Origin of the sequence: Pseudomonas sp. MPDS, from assembly GCF_013283895.1 — a bacterium.
GTDB classification, from domain to species: domain Bacteria; phylum Pseudomonadota; class Gammaproteobacteria; order Pseudomonadales; family Pseudomonadaceae; genus Aquipseudomonas; species Aquipseudomonas rhizophila.
Window position 1 is genome coordinate 2,795,142 of sequence record NZ_CP054128.1, and the last position, 25,083, is coordinate 2,820,224.

Here is a 25,083-nt window from a genome sequence, read left to right on the forward strand (position 1 = left end):
TTAAAGTCTTGAAACTCGAGTGAGCGTCGATCAAGGCGCCGCGCCGGTCCGAGACCTGCGCGGGCGCGGCGTCGCTCGCTAGCTTTGGGAATTGGGTTTGGTCTTGAGTTTGCCCAGCAGCTTGTCCAGGGACTTCTGGTTCAGCGCCTTGGCCAGCGGGAAATCCGCTGGCATCAGCGAACCGGCCTGCGGGTCGAGGCAGTGCTCGCCCAGCGCCTGCAAATGTTCTAGCAGACGAGCGGGCAAACGGCTGTCGGCGTTCGGCGTGACGCTGTGCCATTCGACACGCAACACGCCGTCCTCCAGCCAGGCCACTACTTCACGGGCATGGGTCACTCGGTTCACCGGGGCCACCTCCGGCGGCGGGGTCAGGCTGCTGGCGCGCAACCAGCCCTCTGGCGTTTGCTCATGCCCCAGGTAGTTGAACAGCACATCACCGTGGCTGGCCGGCAACTCGCCGCGCTGGCGCAGCAAGCCGTAGCCAAGGCCTTGGCCGGGTACGTCGCGCAAAGCTTGCTTGGCGTTGCGCACCTGCTCGCCCGCGGCACCGCGGGCGTTCACCCGCAGTGGGTACAGCGTGGTGAACCAGCCGACGGTGCGGCCGACGTCCAGCCCGGCAAACGGTGCGTCACGTCCGTGGCGCTCAAGGTCCACCACGATATCGCTGCGCTGTTCGACTTCGGCCAGGGTCGCGGCGAGGGCGGCGATCAGCAGTTCTTCCGGTTGCGTGCGGTACGCCGCGTGGGACTCGGTCAGCCATTGCTGCGTGCGGTTGGTTTTCCAGCGGGCCGCCAGTGTCTGGCGCTCGGCGACCGTGGCCATGGGCGGCCGGTTCGTGCCGACCTGGGCACTCCAGTAGCGATGCTCGGCAGCAGCCTTCGCGGCATGGGCTTGCAAGTGCTCGGCCCATTGACGATACGAGGTGGTTTTTGCCGGCAACGCCGGGCTTTCGCCACGTTCCAAGGCGGGGTACAGCTGTTGGAAGTCTTCCAGCAGCGGCGTCCAGGACACCGCGTCGACCACCAGGTGATGGGCCACCAGGTACAGGCGCTGCGGCGTGCCTTCCAACAGGGCCGCGGCGAACAACGGGCCGTGTTGCAGGTCCAGGCTTTGCGCGACGTGCAGCAGTTGTTCCGGGTGCTCGCAGCGGGTCAGTTGGGCCGGGGCCACCGGCGCGATGTGCGCCTGCCATTGCCCGCCGATGTTGCTGAAACGCAAGCGCAGGGCGTCGTGGTGGGCCACCAGCCGGTCCAGCGTGGCTTGCACGATGGCCGGTTCCAGGCGACGGTCGCTGTCGGCCAACACCGATTGGTTCCAGTGCGCGGCCTGGACTTGCTGCTGGTCGAAGAACCACTGGTGCAACGGCATCAGCGGCATTGGCCCGGTCACGTCGCCTTGCTCGGCCTGGGTCAACAGTGTCGTGGTCACGTGGGCCAGCGCCGCCGGGGTCGGCGAACGGAACAGGTCCCGTGGCGTGAGCGAATAGCCCTGTTCACGCAGGCGCGAGATCAGTTTCAGGCCGAGGATCGAGTCACCACCCAGGGCAAAGAAACTGTCCGAGGTGCCGACTTCACGGCCGCCGGTCAAGGTGTCGCCGAGCAGTTCGCCGAACAACTGGCAGAGCAGGCGTTCCAGCTCGTTGCGCGGTGCCGCGTAGTCTTTCTGAGTGTTTGGCAGGGGCAGGGCGGCCAGGGCCTTGCGGTCGATCTTGCCGTTGGTGCTCAGGGGCAGGGCCGGGATTTGCACCCACACCGCCGGCACCATGTACGCCGGCAGTTCGGCAGCGAGCTGGGTGTCGAGGTCCGACTGCGCGGTGCTACTGCTGTAGAACGCCACCAGGCGGTTGTCGATGACCAGGGTGCAGGCGCCGGTGATGGCCGGCAGCTTAAGCAGCGCTGAGTCGATTTCCCCCAGCTCGATGCGCTGGCCGCGCAATTTCACCTGATGGTCGAGACGCCCCAGGTACTCGATGTTGCCATCGGCCAGGAAGCGGCAACGGTCGCCGGTGCGGTACAGGCGGTCACCTTCGATGAATGGGCTGGCGAGGAAGCGTTCCTCGGTCAGGTCCGGGCGTTTCAGATAACCCCGGGCCACGCCGACGCCACCGATGTACAGCTCGCCGATGCTGCCAATCGGCAACGGCTGCATGGCCTCGTCGAGGATGTACAAGCGCAGGTTGGCGATGGGTTTGCCGATCGGCACGATTGCATCGCCCTCCGAGCAACGCCAGACCGAGACGTCGATGGCTGCTTCGGTCGGGCCGTACAGGTTGACCAGGGCCGCCGGGTGCTGGCCCATGAAGCGCCGCACCAGATCCACCGGCAGTGCTTCGCCGCTGGCAAACACCTGGCGCAGGCTGTGGCAGTTGACCAGGCTCGGTTCCTCGACAAAGGCACGGAGCATTGACGGTACGAAGTGCAGCGTCGTGACCCGCTCCTTCTGGATCAACTGGCTGAGGTAGGCCGGGTCGCGATGCCCGTCCGGGCGGGCGACCACCAGGGTCGCGCCGGTGATCAGCGGCCAGAAGAACTCCCACACCGACACGTCGAAGCTGTACGGGGTCTTTTGCAGGACACGGTCGTTCGGGCCAATCGGGAAGGCGTCCTGCATCCAGTGCAGGCGGTTCATCAAGGCGCCGTGTTCGTTCATCACGCCTTTGGGTTGGCCGGTGGAACCGGAGGTGTAGAGCACGTAGGCCAGGTCGTGAGCTTCAACGCTGATCGGCTCGAACGCTGGAGCCTGGGGCAGAGCGTCGAGGGTCCAGGCTTGATGTCCGGTTGGTAGGCGCGACAGCCACTGCGCCTGGGTCAAGGTGACCTTGGCATCGGCGTCTTCGATCAGGAACGCCAGGCGTGCAGCCGGCAATTCCGGGTCCAGCGGCAACCACGCGGCGCCGGCATGGACGATACCGAGCAAGGCGACGACCATCTCCACCGAACGCTCCATGCACAGCGGCACGATGCTGTCGGTGCCCACGCCGGCGGCGCGCAGGGCCCGGGCAACGGTTTGCGCCCGTTGATCCAGCTCGGCATAGCTCAGGCGCTGGCCGTCGGACACCAATGCCGGGGCGTTGGGGCTCAGGGCTGCCTGTTGGCTGAGCGCGGTGTGCAGGTTGGTCGGGCCGCTGTAGTGACGTTCGGTGGCGTTCCAGCGATCCAGTTGCTGCTGATCCTGCTGTTGCGGGAACAGTTCGACCAGCGTGCGCCCAGGGGTTGCCACCAAGGCATCAAGCAGCGCACACCACTGCGCGCTCCAGCGTTGCATCGTCGTTTCGTCGAACAAGGCCGATTGGTATTCCAGCGCCAGCGTCATGTCGCTGCCATCGTCCTGGACTTCCCAGCTCTGTTCGAACTTGGCGTCGATCACCGGCAGCATCTGCTCTTCGACGTTCAGCCCCGGCCATTGGCTGCTGTCCACCCGGCCATAGTTGAGGGAGAACAGCACCTGGAACAGCGGTGTACGGTTCAGGTCGCGGTTTTGCGCGACAGCCCCGACCAGGGTGGCGAAGGGCAGGTCGGCGTGGGCCTGGGCTGCGCGCAGGTCGGCCTCGAGGCTGGCGAGCAATTGCTCGGCCGGTGCCCGTTGGTCGACGTCGCTGCGGATCACCAGGGTGTTGACCAGACAGGCCAGCAGTGTCTGGGCTTGCGGTTGATCACGCTGGTCCGCCGGGGTGCCGAAGCGAATCTCCCGTTGACCGCTGTAACGCGCCAGCAGCGCGCTCAAGGCCGTGGCGAGCACCACATAGGTGGTGGTGCCGCGCTGACGGGCGAACTGGCGGATGGCTTCGGCGCGCTGGGTGCCGAGGCGGACGGTCAGTTGCCGGGCGCGACGATCTGCTTCAGCGCCACGCGGATGGTCGATGGGCAGGTCGAGTTGGTAGTCGTCCTGGCCGAGGTGGTTTTTCCAGTAGTCCAGGCTGTCACTGCGCCCGGCCTGGGTGTCCGGGCGCTGTTGCCACACGGCAAAATCGACGTAGTCGATCTCCAGCGGCGTCCAGGCCGGCGACTGCCCGTTGAGACCGGCGGCGTAGGCCTGGGTCAGTTCATCGATGAGCAACTGCATGGCCCAGCCGTCGGTGGCGCTGTGATGCAGGCACACCAACAACAGGTTTTCGTCGCTGCCCTGGCGTTGCAGCAGATGCGCGCGCCAAGGTGCGGCAGCGGCCAGGTCAAACGGTGTCATCAGTTCGTCCTGGGCGTTGGCGCAGGTCGTTGCCCAGTCCTGGGTCGCGACGCAAGTGACTGCGAGCGCCGGCCCGTGGTCGTCGATCAGCAGTTGCGGCTCGCCGTCGACTTCGACAATCCGGCTGCGCAGCACCAAGTGGCGTTGGCTGACCTGTTCAAACGCGTCGCGCAAGACCTGGACCTGCAGCTCGCCGCGCAAGGTCAGGGCAAACGGCATGTGGTACTCGCGAGACTCAGGCACCAGGCGACTGAGCATCCAGAATCGGCGCTGGGCCAGACCCAGGGGCAATTGCGCCGGGCGTGGTTGTGCGCTGATCCATTCACCGGGGATGGCCGCGCGCAGATGCTCGGCCAGGGCCGCCACCGTTGGTTGGGCGAACACCAGCGGCAAGGGCAGGGAAACCCCAAGGCGCTCACGGACCCGGCTGACCAGGCGGGTGGCCAGCAAGGAGTGGCCGCCGAGTTGGAAGAAGTGATCTTCGATGCCGACTGGCGAACAACCCAGCACTTCGCCGAACAGTTCGCAGAGTACGCTTTCAGTGGCATTGCGCGGCGCGGTGCGCGGCTGGTCGCTTTGGTTTTGTGGCAGCGGCGTGGCGGCCAATGCCTTGCGGTCGAGCTTGCCGTTGCTGTTGAGTGGCAGATGATCGAGCTGCACGAACAGGCTTGGCTGCATGTGCGCGGGCAGACTGTCGCTCAACTCGGCACGCAGGGTCGCCTCATCGGCGTCTCCGCACCAGAAACTCACCAGGCGCTGGTCGAGCAACAAGGTGGCGGCATCGCGAATACCGGCTTGCGCCAGAAGTGCAGCGTCGATTTCCCCCAGCTCGATGCGCTGGCCGCGCAATTTCACTTGATGGTCGAGACGTCCCAGGTACTCGATGTTGCCATCGGCCAGGAAGCGGCAACGGTCACCGGTGCGGTACAGGCGATCACCGGCCACGAATGGACTGGCGAGGAAGCGTTCCTCGGTCAGGTCCGGGCGTTTCAGATAACCACGGGCCACGCCGACACCACCGATGTACAGCTCGCCGATGCTGCCAATCGGCAACGGTTGCATGGCCTCGTCGAGGATGTACAAACGCAGGTTGGCGATGGGTTTGCCGATCGGCACGATTGCATCGTCCGCCGAGCAACGCCAGACCGAGACGTCGATGGCTGCTTCGGTCGGGCCGTACAGGTTGACCAGAGCCGCCCGGTGCTGGCCCATGAAGCGTCGCACCAGATCCACCGGCAGTGCTTCACCGCTGGCGAACACCTGACGCAGGCTGTGGCAGTCGACCAAGCTCGGTTCTTCGACAAACGCCCGCAGCATTGACGGGACGAAGTGCAGCGTCGTGACCCGTTCCTGCTGGATCAACTGGCTGAGGTAAGCCGGATCGCGATGACCGCCCGGACGGGCGACCACCAGGGTCGCGCCAGTGATCAGCGGCCAGAAGAACTCCCACACCGACACGTCGAAGCTGTACGGGGTCTTTTGCAGAACGCGGTCGTTCGGGCCAATCGGGAAGGCGTCCTGCATCCAGTGCAGGCGGTTCATCAAGGCGCCGTGTTCGTTCATCACGCCTTTGGGTTGGCCGGTGGAACCGGAGGTGTAGAGCACGTAGGCCAGGTCGTTGGCCTCGACGCTGACCGGCTCTCCAACTTCAGCGTTTGGCAACGCATCCAGCGTCCAGGCTTGATGTCCGGTTGGCAGGCGCGACAGCCACTGCGCTTGGGTCAAGGTGACCTTGGCATCGGCGTCTTCGATCAGGAACGCCAGGCGCGCGGCCGGTAGTTCCGGATCCAGCGGCAGCCACGCGGCGCCGGCGTGGACGATACCGAGCAAGGCCACGACCATCTCCACCGAACGCTCCATGCACAGCGGCACGATGCTGTCGGTGCCCACGCCGGCGGCGCGCAGGGCTCGGGCAACGGTTTGCGCCCGTTGATCCAGCTCGGCATAGCTCAGGCGCTGGCCGTCGAACACCAATGCCGGGGCGTTGGGGCTCAGGGCGGCTTGTTGACTGAGCGCGGTGTGCAGGTCGGGCGGGCCGCTGTAGTTGCGCTCGGTGGCGTTCCACTCGATCAGTTGGCGATGACGCTCGGCCGCTGGCAACGGTGTCCAGTCCCCGAGACGGGTCTGCGGTGCTTCGAGCATGGCTTCCAGCAGTTGTTGCCACTGCTCCAGCCAACGCCGGGCCGTGGTTTCGCTGAACAGCGCGGCGCGGTATTCCAGCAACACCGACAGCACCTCGCCGTCGTGCACTTCCCAGTTCAGGTCGTACTTGGTGGCCTGGGCGGTCACCGCCCGTTCGCGCACCTGCAACTGCGGCCAGTGAGCCGAGGACGAGTCAGCGTTCTGCATGGCGAACAGCACTTGGAACAGCGGCGTCTGGCCGAGGCTGCGCGACGGCTTCAAGTGCTCCACGACCTGGTCGAACGGCACGTCCTGATGCTGCTGGGCATCCAGCACACGGTTGCGCACCTGGCCCAGCAAACCTTCGAAATCCAGCGTCGGATCCAGATCGGCGCGCATGACCACGGTGTTGACGAAGCAGCCGATCAGCGGTTGCAGCTCGGCGAATGGACGCTGGGCCACCGGGCTGCCGACCCGTACGTCGCGCTGGTTGGCGTAGCGCCCCAAGAGCAACTGCGCCGCACCGAGCATGAGCATGTACAGCGTGGCGCCGCGTTGCTGGGCGAACTGCCGCAGGCGTGCCACCAGGGCAGACGGCAATTGCAGTTGCACTGCGCCGGCCGCTGGGGCGAGCTGGTTCGGACGGCCCTGTTCGGTCGGCAGGTCCAGCAGGTAGTCGCCGTCCTCCAGTTGGTTGCGCCAGTATTCCAGTTGGCTGCTGAACATGGTCTGTTGACTGGGCTCGCGCTGCCAGAGGGCATAATCGGGGTATTGCAGCGCCAGCGCCGGCAGTGCCGCCGGAGTGCCCTGGCACTGGGCGGTGTAGAACTGTCGCAGCTCATCCAGCAGGTTCTGGCTGGAGGCGTCATCGGTGGCGCAGTGGTGCAGGCTGAGCAACAGCAGCGACTGGGCGCCGCCGCTGCGTTGCAGCAGTGTGGCACGCACGGGCACTTCGGCGGCGAGGTCGAAACGGCGGCCAGTTTGCGCGTGGATCGCCGCGTCGGTCAGTTGTTGCCACTGCTCGTCGCTGGCGGCCTGCAGTGGCGTGACTTGCAGGGTGATATCGACTTGGGGTTCGACGATCAACGCCAACTCGCCGTCGCTATCGCGCACGATGCGGCTGCGCAGGATTTCGTGGCGTTGGACCACATTGTTCAGGGCCATTTGCAGGGCCTGGACATCGAGTTCGCCGTCCAGTTGCACGGCGCTGACCACGTTGTATTCACCACCGCCGGCGCTCAGTTGTTCGAGGAACCACAAGCGTTGCTGTTCGAACGACAGCGGCAGGCGTGCCGGACGTGCCGGTGCAGCGAAGGTCGCCGCCGGGGCTTGCAGGGGATCGCCCAGCAGCGCGGCCAAGGCTTCAAGGGTTGGGTGTTCAAATACCGAGCGCAACGGTGGCACGCTGGTGAACTGTTGACGCAGGCGGGCAAACAGCGCCGCCGCCAGCAGCGAGTGGCCGCCGAGGTAGAAGAAGTGGCTATCACGGCCGATCTGCGACGACGGCACGTTCAGCAACTCGGCCCACAGGGCAGCCAGTTGCTGTTCGGCGACGCTGCGCGGTGGCTGCAGAGCGTCTGGTGCGGCTTGGATGTCCGGGGCCGGCAAGGCCTTGCGGTTGAGTTTGCCGTTGTCGGTCAGTGGCAACTCATCGAGCAGCACGAATGCCGAAGGCACCATGTAGTCGGGCAGGGCGGCGCCAATGGCGTTGCGCCAGGCGTGGATGTCGGCCTGCTGGTCGCAGGTCACGTAGGCCACCAGGCGCTTGTCGCCGGGCACGTCTTCACGGGCTAACACCACGGCCTGGCGCACGCCCGGTTGGGCGCCGATCAGGGTTTCAATTTCCCCCAGTTCGACGCGGAAGCCACGAATCTTCACTTGATGATCCATGCGTCCCAGGTATTCGAGCTGGCCGTCCGGCAGCCAGCGCACCAGATCGCCGGACTTGTACATCCGCGCACCGGGCAGCGACGAGAACGGGTCTTCGATGAACACCTTCGCGGTCTGTTCGGCACGGTTGAGGTAGCCCAGGGTCACGCCGGCACCGCCGATGTGCAGTTCCCCCGGGACGCCCACCGGCATCGGGTTGAGGAACGCATCGAGCACGTAAGTGCGCACGTTGGCGATCGGCCGGCCAATGATCGGCCGCAGCGGGAAGTCATCCACCGCGCAACCGGTTGCATCGACCGTGCATTCGGTTGGGCCGTAGGTGTTGAAGAAGCGGCTGCCGGCAATCGACGGCAAGCGTTGCCATAGCTGTGCATCCACCGCATCGCCACCGAACAGCACGAAGCGCGGCAGGTACACCTCGCCACGGCGAACACCGTCGCTTTCAAGCAGGGCCTTGAGCTGTGCCGGGGTGCACTCGAAGGCTTCCAGACGGGTGTCGCGGAAGAACCCGGCCAGGGCCTCGGGGTCGTAGCGCACGTCTTCCGGGGTCAGGTACAGGCTGTGGCCGTCGAGCAGCAGGATCAGCTCGGCCACCGAGCTGTCGAAGGCGAACGAGTAGTTGAAGCTGGTGCGCATCGGCTGGTCGGTGTAGCGGCGATACAAGCCATGGATGCGCGCCCAGGCCAGGTTGACCACCGAGCCGTTGGTTACCAGGGTGCCCTTGGGCTTACCGGTCGAGCCGGAGGTGTACATGATGTAGGCCAGGTCTTGCGGGCCGGCGAGCGGGGCAGGGTTGCTGTCCGGCTGGTTGGCGAACAGCGCTGCGTCGCTGTCCAGGCGCAAGCGTGGCAGTTCGGCGCCCAGCTGTTCCAGCAGGCCTTGCTGGCCGAGGAACAGTGCCGGCTGCGCGTCTTCAAGCATGTACGCCAGGCGATCCACCGGGTAGGTCGGGTCCAGCGGTACATAAGCGCCGCCGGACTTGAGAATGCCCAGCAGGCCGACCAGCAGTTCCAGCGAACGCTCGACACACAGCGCCACCGGGCGGTTGGCACCGACACCACAGCTGCGCAGGTAATGCGCCACCTGGTTGGCGCGCCGATTCAGTTCGCCGTAGCTCAGGCTGCGGCCTTCGAAACACAGGGCGTCGCGTTCCGGGGTGCGCTCGGCCTGTTGTTCAAACAACTGGGCAAAGGTCAGGTGCGTCGGCACCTGCATCTCGGTGCGGTTCCACTCGACCACGGTGCGTTGCCACTCCGCGTCCATTAGCAGCGGCAAGGCGGCGACCGGGCGCTGTGGCTCGGCGAGCATGTGTTCGAGCAGATGCTCCAGGCGCGCGAGAGTCTGGCGGGCGCTGTCGGCGACGAACAGGTCGAGGGCGAACATCAGCTCCAGCTGGATCGGCGCATTGGCCGGGCACAGCACGTGCAAGTCCAAGTCGCATTCGGAGTGGCGCAGCGGCGTGTCCAGGGCTTCGAATTCCAGCCCGGGGAAGCGCAACCGCGACTCCATGGCCAGTTGCTGGGCGACCATCACCTGGTACAGCGGTGCATGGCTGAGGCTGCGCGGCAGTTGCAGGTTGTCGACCAATTGTTCGAACGGCAGGTCCTGATGCAGCAAGCCATTGCGCATACGCTCGGCCACTTGTTTGACCAGGGCGGTGAAGTCGGCTTGCGGCTCGAAGTCGGCGCGGATCGCCAGGTTGTTCAGCAAGATGCCCAGCAGGCCTTCGGTGCCCGGTTGTTCCCGGTGGGTGACCGGGGTGCCGACCAGTACCGTGGCGTCGCCGCTCAAACGGTGCATCAGCACGGCAAAACCGGCGAACAGGACGGTGAACGGCGTGGTGCCGAGGCGACTGGCAAAGGCTTGCACTCGACCACTGAGGTCGGCGCTGAGTTCACGCTGCACGATCCCGGCGCGGTAGCTTTGCACCGACGGCCGAGGATGATCGGTGGGCAAGGCCAGCAGCGGGCTGGCGTCGCTGTCGCGACGGTCCAGGGTGGTGGTCCAGTAATCGAGTTGGCGCTTGAGTTCCGCGCCTTGCAGGTGTTCGCGCTGCCAGAGGGCGAAGTCAGCGTATTGCAGTGGCAGGGCCGGCAGGGCGGCGGGCGCGCCGTTGCAACGGGCTTCATAACCCAGGGCCAGCTCGCGCAGGGCGATGGTGGCCGACCAGGCGTCCGAGACCAGGTGATGCAGGGCGATGCCGAGCACATGCTCGTCCGGCGCCAGGCGCAGCAAGCGCGCCCGCAGCAACGGAGGGCAGGTCAGGTCGAACGGTTGCTCGAAGGTGTCTTGCAAGGCATTGAACTGCGCGCCGGCGCGCGCGGTAGCGGTCAGGCTCGACAAGTCTTCGAAGGGCAGCGAGATGTCCAGCGCTGGGCTGATGCGCTGGCAGGGCACGCCGTTGTTATTGTGGATGCCGGTACGCAGGATTTCGTGGCGCACCAGCAGATCGTTCAGGCTGGCGTGCAGCGCCTGGACGTTGAGTTCACCCTTGAGGTGCAGGGCGAACGGGATGTTGAACAGGGTGGTGCCCGGCGTCAGTTGTTCGATGAACCACAGACGCTGTTGCGAGAACGACAGCGGTAGCAGCGGCGGACGAGGCTGGGCCTTGGGCACGCTGAGCGCGTTGGCGTGTGGTGCGGCGGCCTCGGCCTGGCGGGCGGCGATGGCTTTGGCCAGCAAGGCCACGGTCGGCTGTTCGAACAACACCCGCAACGGCAGGTCGAGCTTGAATTGGGTGCGCAGGCGGGCCACGATCTGGGTCGCCAGTAGTGAATGCCCACCGAGGGTGAAGAAGTTGTCTTCCACGCCTACTGTGTCGCGCCCCAGGACCTCGGCCCAGACAGACGCCACGCTGGTTTCCAGCGCGTTGCGCGGGGCGATGCTGTGCTGGGTGTCGGCCTGCCAGTCCAGCTCACGGGCGGCGAGGGCTTTGCGATCGACCTTGCCGTTGTTGTTCAGGGGCAGCTTGTCCAGGCAGACGAAGGCCGCCGGCACCATGTACGGCGGCAGTTGCGCGCGCAGGTGCTCGCTCAGGTCGTCGCTGCCCAGGGCCTGGTCATGGGCCGCCCAGTACGCCACCAGCCAGGCTTCGCCGACGGTGTTTTCCCGCAGCAGGACCACGGCTTCCCGCACGTTCGGGTGCTGCGCGAGACGGTGTTCGATTTCCGTCAGCTCGATCCGGTGCCCGCGCAGTTTGACCTGCTGGTCGCGGCGGCCGAGGTATTCGATCACCCCGTCTGCACGCCAGCGCCCCAGGTCACCGGTGCGGTACAGGCGACCTTCGAGTTGAGGGTGGTCGATAAAGGCGTCAGCGGTGCGTTGCGGGTCGTGCAGGTAGCCGCGGCCGACGCCGACGCCCCCGACACAAATTTCCCCGGCCACGCCAACCGGCACCGGACGCAGGGCTTCGTCCAGCACGTACAGGCGGTTATTGGCGGTCGGCTGGCCGATGGGCATGTGGCTGACTTCGACCCCCGGTGCTTCGAAGATCGGCTGGAAGGCCACGTCGTCGGCGCATTCAGCCGGCCCGTAGGCGTTCATCAAGGCAATGTCGGGGAACCGGGCGAACCAGTCGCGGGCCACGGTCGGCGGCAGGGCTTCACCAGTGGGCAATACCCAGCGCAGGTCCGGCAGTTGCAAATCGCATGGGCACAGCGCGAGCAAGGTGCGCATCAGGCTCGGGACGATTTCCAGCACGTTCAGGCGCTCGCTGGCGAGCACTTGCAACAGGCGTTGCGGGTCGTGGGCGACCTCATCCGGGAGAATGTGCACGGTGGCACCGAGCACCGGCGCGGCGAGGAACTGCCACACCGAAATGTCGAACGCCACCGAGGCGGTCTGGGGAATCCGGTCGGCGGCGCTGAGGCCCAGGGCCGGTACTTTGCCGAAGATGTTGTTGAGCATGCCGCGCTGTTCGATCATCACACCCTTCGGAGTGCCGGTCGAACCGGAGGTGAACAGCACGTAGGCCAGGCTGTCCGGACCGGCGAGCACCGGCAGAGGCGCGTCGTTGCCCGACGTCCAGCAGGCCTCGGCGAACAGCGCCTCGGGCGCCCGGTCGAGGTCGCTGAGCAGTTGATCGAGCAGGCCGCTGCAGGCTTCGCTCGCCACCAGCAGAGGCGCGCGGGACAGCCCGAGGATTTCCCGCAGGCGCTCGGGCGGGTGATTGACCTCAAGGGGCAGCATCGCTGCGCCCGCCTTGAACACGGCCAGCATCATGGTCAACAGCGCCAGGCCACGAGGGGCCACCAGCGCGACCAGTTGATCTGCACCGACGCCGGCCTCGCGCAGGGCATGAGCCAGGCGCGTGGAACGCAGGTCCAGCTCGGCGTAGGTCAGTGACTCACCGGCGCAGATCGCGGCGACCTGATCACCGCGCTGGGCGACCTGGGCGGCAAACAGCTCGGCGTAGCTTTGATCCAGCGGGAAATCGTGGCGGTTGAGTGCCCACTCGCCCAGCAACTGTTGGCGCTCCTCGGTGGCCAGCAATTCGAAGCTGGCCAACGGCGCGTCGGGGGCGGCGAGCATGCTGCGCACCAGGCTGGCGATGTGGCCCAGCAGGCGCTGCACGGTGGCGGCCTCGAAACGTTCGCGGTCATACGACACGCGGATGCCCAGCTGTTCCCCCGGCAGGATCACCACGGTCAAGCCGTAGTGGGTGTGCACGCTGTGGTCCATACCTTCGAGGCTGAACTGGAAGCCGCCTTCGAGGATCTGTTCGTCGATGGGCGCGTTTTCGAATACCAGGATGCTGTCGAACAGGGTCTCGCCCCGGGGGAAATCGCTCCAGCCCTGGATGTCGGTCAACGGCGTGTGCTCGAAGTCGCGCATGTCGACGTTGAGCTTTTGCAGGTCGCCCAGCCAATTGCCGAGCGTGGCATTCGGGTCCACCGACACCCGCAGTGGCAGGGTGTTGATGAACAGGCCGATCATTTGCGCGACGCCGGTCAGGTCGGCCGGACGCCCGGCCACGGTGACGCCGAAGACCACGTCCTGTTGCCCGCTGTAGCGCGACAGCAGCAGTGACCAGACGCCCTGGAAAAACGTGTTCGGGGTGATCCGCCGATTGCGGCAGAACGCCGCCAGCGCCTGGGTTTCCTGCTCGTTCAGGTGAATCAGTTGGTCGTCCACCAGCACCGCATCGGTGTAGCGGTCGCGGGTCACGCCGTTGTCCACGGTCAGTGGTGTGGGCGCGTTTAGCCCTTGCAACTGGCCGCGCCAGAATTGCTCGGCCTTGCCCGCATCCTGGCGTTGCAGCCACTGGATGTAATCGCGAAACGGCCGAGGGCTTTTCAGCTCTGGCGTGCGGTCGTTGCACAGTGCTTCGTAGACTTTGAGGAAGTCCACGGTCACCAGGGAAATGCACCAGGCGTCCATCAGGATGTGGTGGAAGCTGCGAATGAATTCGTAGGACTCGTCAGCCAGGCGCACCAGTCGAAAGCGAATCAGCGGTGGCTTGGACAGGTTGAAGCCGACTTTCTGCTCGTCTTCCAGCAGGGTGCGGATCCGTGCTTCCTGCTCATGGGGGGCGAGCCCGCGCAAATCGAGGGTGTCCAGCGGTACCTTGACCTGACGATGGATCACCTGCACCGGTTGCTTCTGGCTTTTCCACTGGAAGCTGGCGCGCAGGGAAGGGTGCAGCGCTACCACCTGGCGCCACGATTCGAGGAACGCGCCTTCATCGATGGCCCCGCCGATGCGGTAGCGATCCTGCATCAGGTAGACACCGGAGTCTTCGTGCAGCAGGGAGTGGAACAGCATCCCTTGTTGCAGCGGCGACAGCGGGTAAATGTCTTCGATCGGGTTACCGGTGGTTTTTTCGCTGGTCATTGAAAGGATCCTGCGTAAATAGGGGCGACGGTGATGGCGTGGTGACGAGAAGAACCGTTCACAGGTCGGCCTCGTCCAGTTCGGCCATCAGCGCTTGCATTTCGTCATCGGACAGGCCCGAGGCGCTGAATTCGGTGCTGTCGGCTTGGGGCTCGGCGGCGCTCGGATCCAGCGGTTGCGCGACCTCGGCCATGGCTGCGACGGTCTGGCGTTCGAAGACTTGCTTGGCCGACAGCGCGATGCCTTGCTCATGGGCCTGGGCCACCACTTGCAGGCTCAGGATCGAGTCGCCGCCGATGGCGAAGAAATTGTCGGTGACGCTCACCGTCGAGAGTTTCAAGACCTTGGCGACGATGGCTTGCAGGGTGGTTTCCATGGCGTTGCGCGGCGCCACGTGGGCGCTTTCGTCGAGCTGCTCCGGGTCGGGCAACTGGCGGGTGTCGAGCTTGCCGTTGGGCGTGCGCGGAAAGCTCGCCAGGGTCAGCACCAGGGCCGGCACCATGTACGACGGCAGACGCTCGCCGAGGAAACGCTTGATCGCCTCCGAGTCCGGTGCGTAGCCGTGGGCGGCCAGGATATAGGCGAGCAGGCGCTTGCCGGCGGCATGTTCCTGGACGATCACCGCGGCTTCGCGCACGTCGCTGTGGCTGCACAATTGGCGTTCGATTTCGCCCAGTTCGATGCGGTAGCCGCGCACCTTGACCTGATGGTCCTTGCGCCCCAGGAATGCCAGGCGCCCGTCGGCTAGCCAGCACGCCAGGTCGCCGGTGCGGTAGGCGCGAGTGCCGTCGGCCAGGGTGACGAAGGCCTTGGCGGTTTCTTCGGGTTTGTGGCGATAGCCGCGGGCCAGGGTGGGGCCGGCGAGGACGATTTCACCCGGTTCGCCAATGCCGCAAGCCGTGTCGAATTCATTCAGCAGGCGCAGGTCCATGCCGGCGATCGGACGGCCGATGCTGACGTTCCGGCTTGGGTCCAACACCTCATAGGTGGCCCAGACGGTGGCCTCAGTGGGACCGTATTCGTTCACCAGATGTGCGCGTGGCAGGGTCTTGCTGTGTTGCGCGATCAGCGATGGTGGGCAAGCCTCACCCGCGACGATCCAGCAGGCCAGGCTGTCGGTTCCCCCGCTGCGCTGCAATTGATCGAGCAGGGCCTGGTACAGCGACGGCAGCGACAGGCCGTGGCTGACCTGGTGCTGGGCAATCAACTGCGCCAGGCGGGCCATCTCCAGCTCTTCGCCTGGGGCGGGCAATACCAGGCGTCCGCCTTGGGCCAGGGTCCAGAAAATCCCGGCGACCGAACTGTCGAAGGCAAACGATGACAACAACAGGTAGGCGCGCACCGGGGTCTCATAGGCCGCCATGCGCACTTGGGTCGAGAAACTCAAGGCGCCGTGGCTGATTTCCACGGCTTTCGGCGCACCGGTAGAGCCGGAGGTGTAGATCAGGTAGGCGAGGTCGTTGGCGTCCGGCAAGGGCAGTGCCGGACAGTCGCCGAGGTCCTGTGTTGTCAGCTCATCCAGCACGAAGCGTTGCAGGTTGGCCGGCACGCTGTCGGCCAGTTCGGCGCTGACCACGATGTGGGCGATGGCGCTGTCGGTGAGCATGTAGGCGCGGCGGTCGGCCGGGTAGGTCGGATCGACGGGCACATAGGCGCCACCGGCTTTCAAGACCGCGAGCATGGCGACAATGGCTGCGTTGCTGCGGGCGAACAGGATGCCGACGGGCACCCCTGGACCGATGCCGGCGGCGACCAGTTGATGGGCCAGTTGCGTGGCGCAGGCGTCGAGGCGGCTGTAGCTCAGGTCACCGTCCTGGTCGCTGAGGGCGATGGCGTTCGGTTGTTGGCGAACCTGACGGGCAATCAATTCCACCAGCGTCACCGGTTCGATGGAGGGTGCGCTCGCGCCGGCGCCGATCAACTGCGCTTGCAGCGCGCCACCCAGGGGCAATTGGGCCCAGCCCCGTTGCGGTTCGGCCAGGGCGCCGTGCAGCAGTTGCAGCCATTGTTCGGCGAGGCAGCCCACAGCGTCGGCGCTGAGGACATGGCGGTCGTAGACAACCTGCGCGTGCAGGCTGTCGGGCAACTGGCGGACGTTCAGGCAAGCCTTCAACGGGTTCATGACCGCACTGGCGTGGCGCTCCCGGGCATCGCCGGAGCGCCAGGCAAAAGCGTATCCGGCGTGGTGGTCGCCGGTGTAATAGTCTTGCCAGCCAATCAGCCGTTCCAGGGTGGCGGCCACTTGCGTGCTTTGCTCCAGCAGAGTCGCCTGGGCATCCAGTTCGATGCTCACGGGCAGGCACTGTTCGAACAGGCCCAGGGTGTTCTCCAGTTCCGCGCCGCGACTTTCATGGATCAGAGTGAGTGGCACCTGTTGCTGGCCGGCCAGTCGTCCCAGGACCGCTGCCCATGCCGCCAGCAGCAGTTCCGGGGTCAGGGCCGGGTGACGGGCGAGGTCGGCCGGCAGCGTCAGCTCCAGTCGGGTCGGCGCAAATCCACCATCGAGGGGCGATTCCAGCGGCAGCTGCAAGGTGGCCTGTTCGGTGTCGCCCGCAGGTTTCCAGAAGCTCACGCCCGGATGATCCGGTGCGTCTTCCACCAGGCTCCAGCGCCATTCGGCGTAATCGGCGTACTGCAGGGTTTCGGACAGGTCCGTGGCAGTGTCTTGCAGCAATGCAGCGGCCAGCCATTTCAGGCTGGCGAGGTCGAAGTGGCTGCTGGCCGCCGCGAGGTCCAGCACGCCTTGCTCATCGGACAGGCGCACCAGGGTCACCCACAGCGGGGTTGTCCAGTCACGGGGCTGGGTGGCGAGCTGAGCCAGTGCGGCGTCCTGGTCGGCGCGGCTGTGCTGGCGCAGGTCCTGGAGGTTCACCGCCAGTGAGCCGGCTTCGTCAATCACCTGCACCGGGTGGCGCAGGCCTGGCACGGGCATCAGGCGTGTGCGCAGGATCTCGCTGCCGGCCACCAGTGCCTGCAGGCGGTTGTTCAGTGCATCGACGTCCAGCGGTTGTGACAGCGACCATTGCAAATGACAGCTGAACGGGTGCTGCGCTGCGCCGTGGGTGTGGGGGTAAACCGATGCCTGTTGCGGGGAAATACGAAAACCTTGAAGTCCGCTCATGTTCATCTCGACTGGAAAAGGGCTTGAGCCTGGATCACCGCACAGACGTCGGGGCTTGCTGGACTCGTGTCAGGCAAGCCGCCTGCGAACGGCGGGTGGACCCGTTGAATGTCAGACGGCAACGTCGCTCGACAGCAGGGCTTCAGCCATGCCGGTCATGATGGCGCGCTTGCCGGTAAAGGGTTCGCGACCGTGCACAGCGAGCATGTTGTCGATGAACAACACGTCCCCCTGCTGCCAGCTGAAGCGCACCAGCGAGTCGAGGTAGGCCGCGCGTAGCGATTCCAGGACCTGCGGCTCGATCGGTTCGCCATCGCCGTAAAAGGTGTTGGTGGGCAGGTCGAGGTCGTTGAAGTTGCTTTGCAGCGAATCGCGGATTCGCTCGGGCAGGGTGCTGATGTGGAAGAACGTGGCGTGGTTGAACCAGACCTCTTCGCCGGTGCGCGGGTGGCGCACCACGGCCGGCCCGCGTTGGCGGGTGCGCAGGCGATTGTTGTCTTTCCATTCCACTTCGATGCCGACGCTGGCGCAGTAGGCTTCCACTTCGCGGCGGTCTTCGGACTGGAACACGCTCTGCCACGGCAGGCCGAAACCGTCGCCGTAGTTGCGAACGTACAGCACGCCTTTTTCCCGGAACCGCGCTTCGATCTGCGGGCTGATCCTGGCCTTTACGGCGCGGGTCGAGCCGATCGGTGTTTCACCGCCGGTCTCGGACGGCAGTTGGCAGTAGAAGAACAACCGCAGCGGGAAGCGCGGCGAGTAGGAGTGCTCGTTGTGGGGGAAAATCATCTGGTCGGCCGGGTAGTCGGTCGAGGTGTAGATGTTGCCGCCGACCCGTGTCCGGGGGGACGCGCGGAACATGTATTCCAGCGCTCCGGGGGAGAGGGCGGCGATCACCTGGTCGAACTGCTCGACAGACGCGACGTTGAAGCCGCGAAACAGCAGGGCGCCGTACTGCAGCAGTTTCTTTTCCAGCGACTCGCGTTCCCGGGCGGCCCAGGCGATCAGGTCAACGCCGCTGACCGCCGGTTCGATCACCAGGGGCAGCGCGTGGTCTGGACTGAGCAGGCGCTCGGTGACCAACTGTTGTTCCGAGACGTTCATGGCTTTGCGACGCACGGCGCCAAGGGCACGTGGCGATGGGGGCACGATAGACATAACGGCATCCGACTCGGTTAAAGGGACAAGGAGCGACGTTTGGCTTGCATCATCTGGCTGCGACCGGCCAGCGCCTGGGACTGCTGTCGCTCCCGGGTAAAGGCCTGATCCCAGCTGTCGATGCGCTCGGCCACTGCCGGCAACGGCTCGTCCAGCAGGCTGTGCATCTGCTCCAGCAGGCGCGTCCACAGGTGTCGCAGGCGCAAGGCACGGTCCCGGTCGAAGTATTCGCCGCGATACTTGAGGGTCGCGGCGAGGCCTTCGTCGCCGTGCACCAGGTCGAGCACCAGGTGGAAATCCCCCGGTGCCTGGGCCACCTCCAGCGCGGACAACTGCGCGCCAGCGATGGCGGTCGGGGTCACCCGTGACGGTTGATAGTTGAGCTTGACCTGGAACAGCGGCGAGTGACCGGGGCGGCGCTGCGGCGCGAGTGCCGAGACCACCAGATCAAAAGGCAGGCCTTGATGGGCATAGGCCAGGCGCGACTCATCGCGAACCTGCTCAAGGAAACCGGCCAGGGTCGCTTCGCCGCGCAAGTCACAGCGCAGGGTCAACTGGTTGACGAAGAAACCGATGACGTCGTTGTGCTCTGCCAGCGGTCGGCCGCTGACGTCGGTGCCCAACAGGAACTGCGGCTGGCCGCCCAGTTGCTTGAGGACCAGTTGGTAGCTGGCCAGCAACAACATGAACAACGTCATGCCTTGTTCACGGGCCAGCGCTGCCAAGCGCTCACAGCCGGTCTGCGGCACGTTGAAGTCCAGGCTGTATTCGCCCGGGGCCTGGCCGCTGCCACCCAGTTCCAACGTTTGCGGCATGCCGGCCAGGTGTTCGCGCCAGAAGCCTTGCTCGGTGGCGATTCGCTGTTCGCTCCAGTGCAGGGCTTCCCATTGGGCGAAAGCCAGGTATTGCCCCGGCAGCGCGGCGTCCGCCGAACCCGCCAGTTCTGCCAACAATATTTGCGCCGAGCGTCCGTCGAAGGCGATGTGGTGCAGCGTCAACAGTAGGTCATGCTGTTGGTCATGGCGGCTGAGCAACTGCGCTCGCAGCACTGGGCCGGCTTGCAGATCGACCGGGGTGGCGTGTTCTTGGGCCAGGCGTTCGTCCAACGTCTGCTGTTGCTGCGCTTGGTTCTGCTCACGCACATCATGATGGACCAGCGCCACAGCCGTGGCCGGCAACACCTGTTGTTGCGGGCCATCGACACTGTCGCGGTACACCGTGCGCAACACGCCGTGACGCTCGACCAGCGTGTTCAGTCGCAGGGCCAACGTCTCGATGTCCAGCGGACCTTGCAGGCGCAGGTGCAGTACCAGGTTGTGGCGGGTGTCATCCGGGTTCAGTTGGCGCAGGAACCACAAGCGACGCTGGGCGAACGACTGATGCCCCTGACTGGGGTTGGTCTGCTCGGTGGGAGCATCGGCCGTTGGCGTTGGATCATTGAGGAAAGCGTGCAGGTCCAGCGCCCATTGCCCCAGGGTGGTTTCCCCGAACAGGCTTTGGGTATCGAGGTTCCAACCCAGGTCCCTGTGCAGGCGCGCGGCAAAGTCGGCCACGCCGATGGAATCCAGGCCCTGGCCGATCAGGCTGAGGTCGAAGTCGGCGGAAAAATACGGATTGACCGCGTGCAGCGTCTGTTCCAGCCATTGGCGGCAGGCGGCTTGGGCCTGTTGCGACGTTTCGGTCGCCAGGCTTTTGAGCTGGGCAAGGTCAAGGGGCTCGTCGTTCGAGGCCAGCGTTCCACCGCTCTGGGCGATGATGCTCAACGTGCCGGCGGCCAGTTGTTTGCGCGCACCTTGGCGGGCGATCTTGCCGCTGGTGGTCATCGGGATGGTGCCGGCTTGCACCAGCACAATCTGGTCGATGCCGCAGTCGGCGGCTTCGCGCACAGCGTTTTGCATCGACGCGAACAGCGCCGGATGATGCGCCGGGTCGACGAACTTGCGTTGCGGCTCGGCGACAATCACCAGTTTCTCGCGGCCCAGTGCCGGGTCCATTTGCGCGAAGGCGGCGATGCGTCCGGTACGGATGCCCGGCTCGGCGTCGGTAATGGCGAATTCGATGTCGTGGGGGTAAAGGTTGCGCCCATTGAGAATCAACAGGTCCTTGAGCCGCCCGCAGATCACCACCTGGCCTTCGTGCATGAAGCCCAGGTCGCCGGAGCGCAGGTAATGTTCCGATGAGCCGACTATCCGTGCCTCAAAGGCTTCACGAGTGGCCTCGGGATTGTTCCAGTAGGATTCGGCGTTGCTCGGACCCTTGAGCCAGACTTCGCCGATGTGATCGGCGGCGCAGCGTTCGAAGGTGTGCGGGTCGACGATGGCGATGCTGTGCAAGGCTTGCGGATAACCGCAGGCGACGAACTCCACCGCGGCGGCATCGGCAGCGGCCAGGGCCACGCGACCGCTCTCCAGCACGGCTTTGTCCAGGCGCAGCACCACCGGCAGCGCATCGGCCGGCGTGGCGCTGACGCACAGCGTTGCTTCGGCCTGGCCATAACCGGGGCTGATGGCCAACGGGTTCAGGCCGCAGGCGGCAAAACGCTGGGCGAAGGCTTCCAGGGTGCCGGGATGGATCGGCTCTGCGCCGTTGATGGCGTGTTTCCAGTTGCTCAGGTCCAGCTGTGCGATCAGGTTGTCGCTGACCACGCGGTTGCACAGGGCATAGGCGAAGTTGGGGGCGAAGCTGGCGGTGGCCCGGTAGCGACTCAATGCCTGCAGCCAGGTCGACGGCGCATTGACGAAGGTCTGGGAAGCCATCAGGTAGCACGGCATGCCGCTGTAGAGCGGAGCCAACATGCCGCCGATCAGGCCCATGTCGTGATACAGCGGCAGCCAGTTGACCATGGCGCCGTGCTCGTCGAAATCGTACGCCTGGCGCATCAGTTCGACGTTGGCGATCAGGTTGCGCTGACGCACCTCGACGCCTTTTGGCGAGCCGGTCGAGCCCGAGGTGTATTGCAGGAAGGCTACGGTCGAACCGTCGATAGCCGGGCGTTGCCACTGGCTGGCCGGTGGTGTGCCCAGGTGCTGGACGGTCAGCACATCGACGCGGCCCTCCACCAGTTCCTGCAGGCTTTCGCAATGATCCGCCGGTGCCAGAATCAGCGCCGGCTCGGCATCCACTACCACGTTGCGGACGCGGTCGAGGTGGCGCGGTTTGCGCGACGGTGGCGGAAACAACGGCACGGCAATCAGGCCCGCATATAGGCAGGCACAGAAGGCGCGGGCGTAGTCGAGGCTGCTGGGCAGCATCAACAGCACGCGATCACCCGGCGCATAACGCGCTTGCAGCGCGGCCGCCAGGGACTGGGACTGCTCGTGCAGTTGGGCAAAGGTCAGGGTTTCGCCGATGTTTACACCGTCCGGCAAGAAATGCAGGGCAGCACGCTGAGGGAAGTGCTGGGCGTTGGCTTCCAGCACCTCGATCCAATGTTTGAATGAAAACATGTGCAATTCACGCCATGGCCACGATGACTTTACGGTCACCGGTGAAAGGATTGCGACCGTGTGCCACCAGTCGGTTGTCGAGCATCAGGATATCGCCCGGTTGCCAGGGGAAGCTGATGGCAGTCTCGCGGTAAACCTCGCGCACGGTGTCGAGCATGTCGTCGGCAATGGCCGAGCCGTCGCCGAAATAGACATGGCGCGGCAGGTTCTCTTCACCCACCGCTGCCAGCAGGCTGGCGCGTACGCTCGGTTCGATGGCCGAGACATGGAACAGGTGCGCCTGGTTGAACCAGACCCATTCACCGGTATCGGGATGCTGCTGCACGGCGGCGCAACGCTGGCGGGTGCGCAGGTCGCCATCAGCTTTCCATTCCCACTCGATGTCGTTGTCCCGGCAGTAGCGTTCGACCTGGGCACGGTCCTGGGTGTTGAAGACTTTTTCCCAAGGCAGGTCCAGGGCGCCGCTGTAGTTGCGTACATAGAGCAACTCGCGGCTGGCGAACAGCTCGCGGATCTCGGCGGGCATGCGCTGGTAGATCAGGCGGCTGTCGGCAATCGGGGTCTCGCCGCCGGTTTCACTGGCCTTGATGCAGTGAAACCAGATGCGCGAAGGCCAAGGGCGGGTGTAGGCCTGCTCGTTGTGCAAGGGTATGAATTGATGGGCCGGGTATTCCGTGGAGCTATAGACCCCGGCGAAGACCTTGCTGCGTGGCGTGGAGCCGAATTCGTAACTGGCCAGCGGTGTACCGAAGCTGGCGGCGAAGCGCTTGAAATCGATGGGCGTGGCGACCGTGAAACCGCGAAACAACACGCCGCCAACCGTGGTCAGGGCATGAGCCAGGCTGTCGCGAATCGAGGCGTCCAGATCGTGGATCGACTGTCCCGATGCCCCCTGCACCAGCAGGGGTAGCGACTGGGCGCTTGCATCCGTGGGCGCCATGGAAAAAAGCTCGGAACGCCCGTTCAGGTGTTCGATTGAGGTCATCCTTGTACATCCTCTTTTGTCTTCTTCGACCAGTCACAAGACCTTGAAAGCAGGGCAGCGGTCGGTTGTGTAGGACTCGTCTGTAATGTATTCAAATCAATACAAGACGTCATACTAGGTACAAATGAGATGGATTATCAATACTATTTATTTAATTTTTTTTTTGGATTAGACTCCGCTCCGCTGGCGCCACACAGCCTTCGGCCAGCTCAAAAAACCTAAAAATATCTGTCGCAGGGGAGCGGGGCGTGAATTTCAAAAAGAACACAATTGCGTTGGCTGTAGGGTCGGCCATAGGCCTGAGCAACGCTGCATGGGCGGCCGAAGAAGCCGGCACGATGGAGATTGCTCCGATCACCGTGACAGGTGAAAAAATCGACCGCACGCTTGAGCAGACCCAGTCCAGCGTCGTGGTCGTCACCGACAAGAATCTGCGTGAGCACGGCGACAAGGACCTGGTGGATGTGTTTGCCCGCACACCTGGCGTCTATAGCCAGGCCGGCAATGAGAACTGGGGTATCCGTGGTGTTCCGGTGTCCGGTTTTGACGATCAGGGCCCGGCGGCCCTCAATGGTGCGGTATCGGTGTATGTCGACGGTGCCGTGCAGCCCAACCGTGCGCTGACCCTCAGCCCGGTCCCGCTCTGGGATGCCGAGCAGGTCGAAGTATTCCTTGGCCCGCAATCCACCACCCAGGGCCGTAACTCCCTGGCCGGCGCGGTGGTTATCCGGACCAAGAACCCAACTTTCGAACCGAGCTTCTCGGCACAAACCAATGTGGGCAATTACGGCGAGCGCGGGGCGGCGGTGGCCGGTGGTGGTTCCATCGTCGACGACAAGATCGCCGGGCGTATCGCTGTGGACTATGGCGAAGGTGACGGCTACATCCGCAACACCACGCTCAATGACGACGCCAACCCGCGTCGCACCAGCAACACCCGCGGCAAATTGCTGATCCTGCCCAACGACGACACCGATGTCCTGCTGACCTACGCCCACAGCGAGCACCGCCAGGGCGACCGTTCGACCATGCGCGTCAACGGCAAGCCGAGCTATTACGATATCGCGTCCAACACCAAGGCTTTCGACAACCTCAAGCAGGACACCCTCAGCGCCAAGGTGGATTATCGTCTGAACGATGCCTGGTCGCTGACGAGCATGACCGCCAATACCAGCACCGACTACAGCAACCGTCTGGACTTTGACCAGACGGCGTTGGCTGACGAGGTCGTGCTGCGTAAGCAAGACGGTAACCTGTTCAGTCAGGAGCTGCGCCTGAATTACGCCTCAGACACAGTGAAGAGTTTTGTGGGTGCGTACTATGGCCACAACACCAACGCTTTCCACGACCGGTTGTTTTTCGATGACGTGCTGGTTCGTACGGTCAAAGGTGATACCAAGATTGAAAACAAGGCGGTGTTCGGTGAAGTCAACTGGACGTTCGCACCGCGCTGGACGTTGATCACCGGTCTGCGTTACGACCATGAGACGAACGATACCGATATCGAAGAGGACGGCCGCTTCGTTCCCGAGAAAATCAAGAAGTCGTTTGATGCCGTGCTGCCGAAACTCGGCATCGACTATGAACTGGCAACGGACCAGTACCTCGGTTTCATGGTGCAGAAGGGCTATCGCGGTGGCGGCGTCAACCTGCGCTCCGGTAGTGGTCACCAGGCCTACGACCCGGAATACACCACCAACTACGAGCTGTCTTATCGTGGTTCGTTCTTCGACAAGACCCTGCGCACCCGTGCCAACCTGTATTACACGGATTGGAAGGACCAGCAGGTCAGCGTTCGGCAGAACGGTAGCGCGGTCATTGATATCTACAACGCCGGTCGCAGTGACATCAAGGGCCTGGAAGTCTTCGTCGAAAAAGACATCACCGAGCAACTGACCCTGAACGTCGGCGCGGCCGTGACCGATAGTAAATACAAGGACTTCGTCTCTGACAGCGGTCAGGACAGGAGTGGTGAGTCGTTCCTCTTCTCGCCTAAATACAAGGCCTCTGTGGGGGGTGTCTATCGCTTCGACGACCGTCTGATATTCGGCACGGACGTTGTCTATCAGGGCACCGCGCCTTCGGAGTATGAGTTCGATTCAAACGGCAAAGTCACTGGTGAGCGTAAGAGCGACGCCTATGTGCTGGTGAACTTCAACACCGAGTACAAAGTCACCAAGAACGTCGCTGTGTCCGCTTACGTCAAAAACGCCTTCGACAAGGAATACGTCACCAACAACCGCAACGACGACATCATCGACGTCGGCGCACCGCGCACGGTGGGCATGAGCCTTCGTTACGATATGTAAGCGACGACATGTAAACCCAAAGGCGCGGGGAGGCAATCT

6 protein-coding genes are annotated in these 25,083 nt (G+C 64.5%); 1 reads left to right on the plus strand and 5 read right to left on the minus strand.

All coding sequences use genetic code 11. The annotated features are described in order from the left end of the window. Window positions 1–78 precede the first annotated feature (78 nt). The 5 genes from HQ912_RS12365 to HQ912_RS12385 all read right to left on the minus strand — a co-directional run bounded on the left by HQ912_RS12365 (window position 79) and on the right by HQ912_RS12385 (window position 22,735). The gene (locus HQ912_RS12365; RefSeq protein WP_173406835.1) at window positions 79–14,025 is read right to left on the minus strand and encodes a non-ribosomal peptide synthase/polyketide synthase; all 13,947 of its coding nucleotides are present in this window, start codon (window positions 14,023–14,025) and stop codon (window positions 79–81) included. Between the two features lie 58 nt (window positions 14,026–14,083). Further along, the gene (locus tag HQ912_RS12370) at window positions 14,084–17,146 is read right to left on the minus strand and encodes a non-ribosomal peptide synthetase (protein WP_173406836.1); all 3,063 of its coding nucleotides are present in this window, start codon (window positions 17,144–17,146) and stop codon (window positions 14,084–14,086) included. A gap of 111 nt (window positions 17,147–17,257) precedes the next feature. Further along, window positions 17,258–18,304 carry a TauD/TfdA family dioxygenase gene (locus HQ912_RS12375; protein WP_076384134.1) on the minus strand — a complete coding sequence of 349 codons (1,047 nt, stop codon included), beginning with the start codon at window positions 18,302–18,304 and terminating at the stop codon, window positions 17,258–17,260. Between the two features lie 17 nt (window positions 18,305–18,321). Next, window positions 18,322–21,750 carry a condensation domain-containing protein gene (locus HQ912_RS12380; protein WP_107322862.1) on the minus strand — a complete coding sequence of 1,143 codons (3,429 nt, stop codon included), beginning with the start codon at window positions 21,748–21,750 and terminating at the stop codon, window positions 18,322–18,324. A gap of 7 nt (window positions 21,751–21,757) precedes the next feature. Continuing rightward, window positions 21,758–22,735 (minus strand): TauD/TfdA family dioxygenase, encoded by a 978-nt coding sequence (locus HQ912_RS12385; RefSeq protein WP_107322861.1) that lies wholly within the window; start codon window positions 22,733–22,735, stop codon window positions 21,758–21,760. Between the two features lie 248 nt (window positions 22,736–22,983). Here HQ912_RS12385 and HQ912_RS12390 point away from each other — a divergent pair, with 248 nt between their 5' ends. Further along, the gene (locus HQ912_RS12390; protein WP_107322860.1) at window positions 22,984–25,044 is read left to right on the plus strand and encodes a TonB-dependent receptor; all 2,061 of its coding nucleotides are present in this window, start codon (window positions 22,984–22,986) and stop codon (window positions 25,042–25,044) included. Window positions 25,045–25,083 lie beyond the last annotated feature (39 nt).

Bases quoted from the DNA above. Each gene is read 5' to 3' on its own strand.
- HQ912_RS12365 (WP_173406835.1), bottom strand. From the start codon at position 14,025: ATGACCAGCGAAAAAACCACCGGTAACCCGATCGAAGACATTTACCCG.
- HQ912_RS12385 (WP_107322861.1), bottom strand. From the start codon at position 22,735: ATGACCTCAATCGAACACCTGAACGGGCGTTCCGAGCTTTTTTCCATG.
- HQ912_RS12370 (WP_173406836.1), bottom strand. From the start codon at position 17,146: ATGAGCGGACTTCAAGGTTTTCGTATTTCCCCGCAACAGGCATCGGTT.
- HQ912_RS12380 (WP_107322862.1), bottom strand. From the start codon at position 21,750: ATGTTTTCATTCAAACATTGGATCGAGGTGCTGGAAGCCAACGCCCAG.
- HQ912_RS12375 (WP_076384134.1), bottom strand. From the start codon at position 18,304: ATGTCTATCGTGCCCCCATCGCCACGTGCCCTTGGCGCCGTGCGTCGC.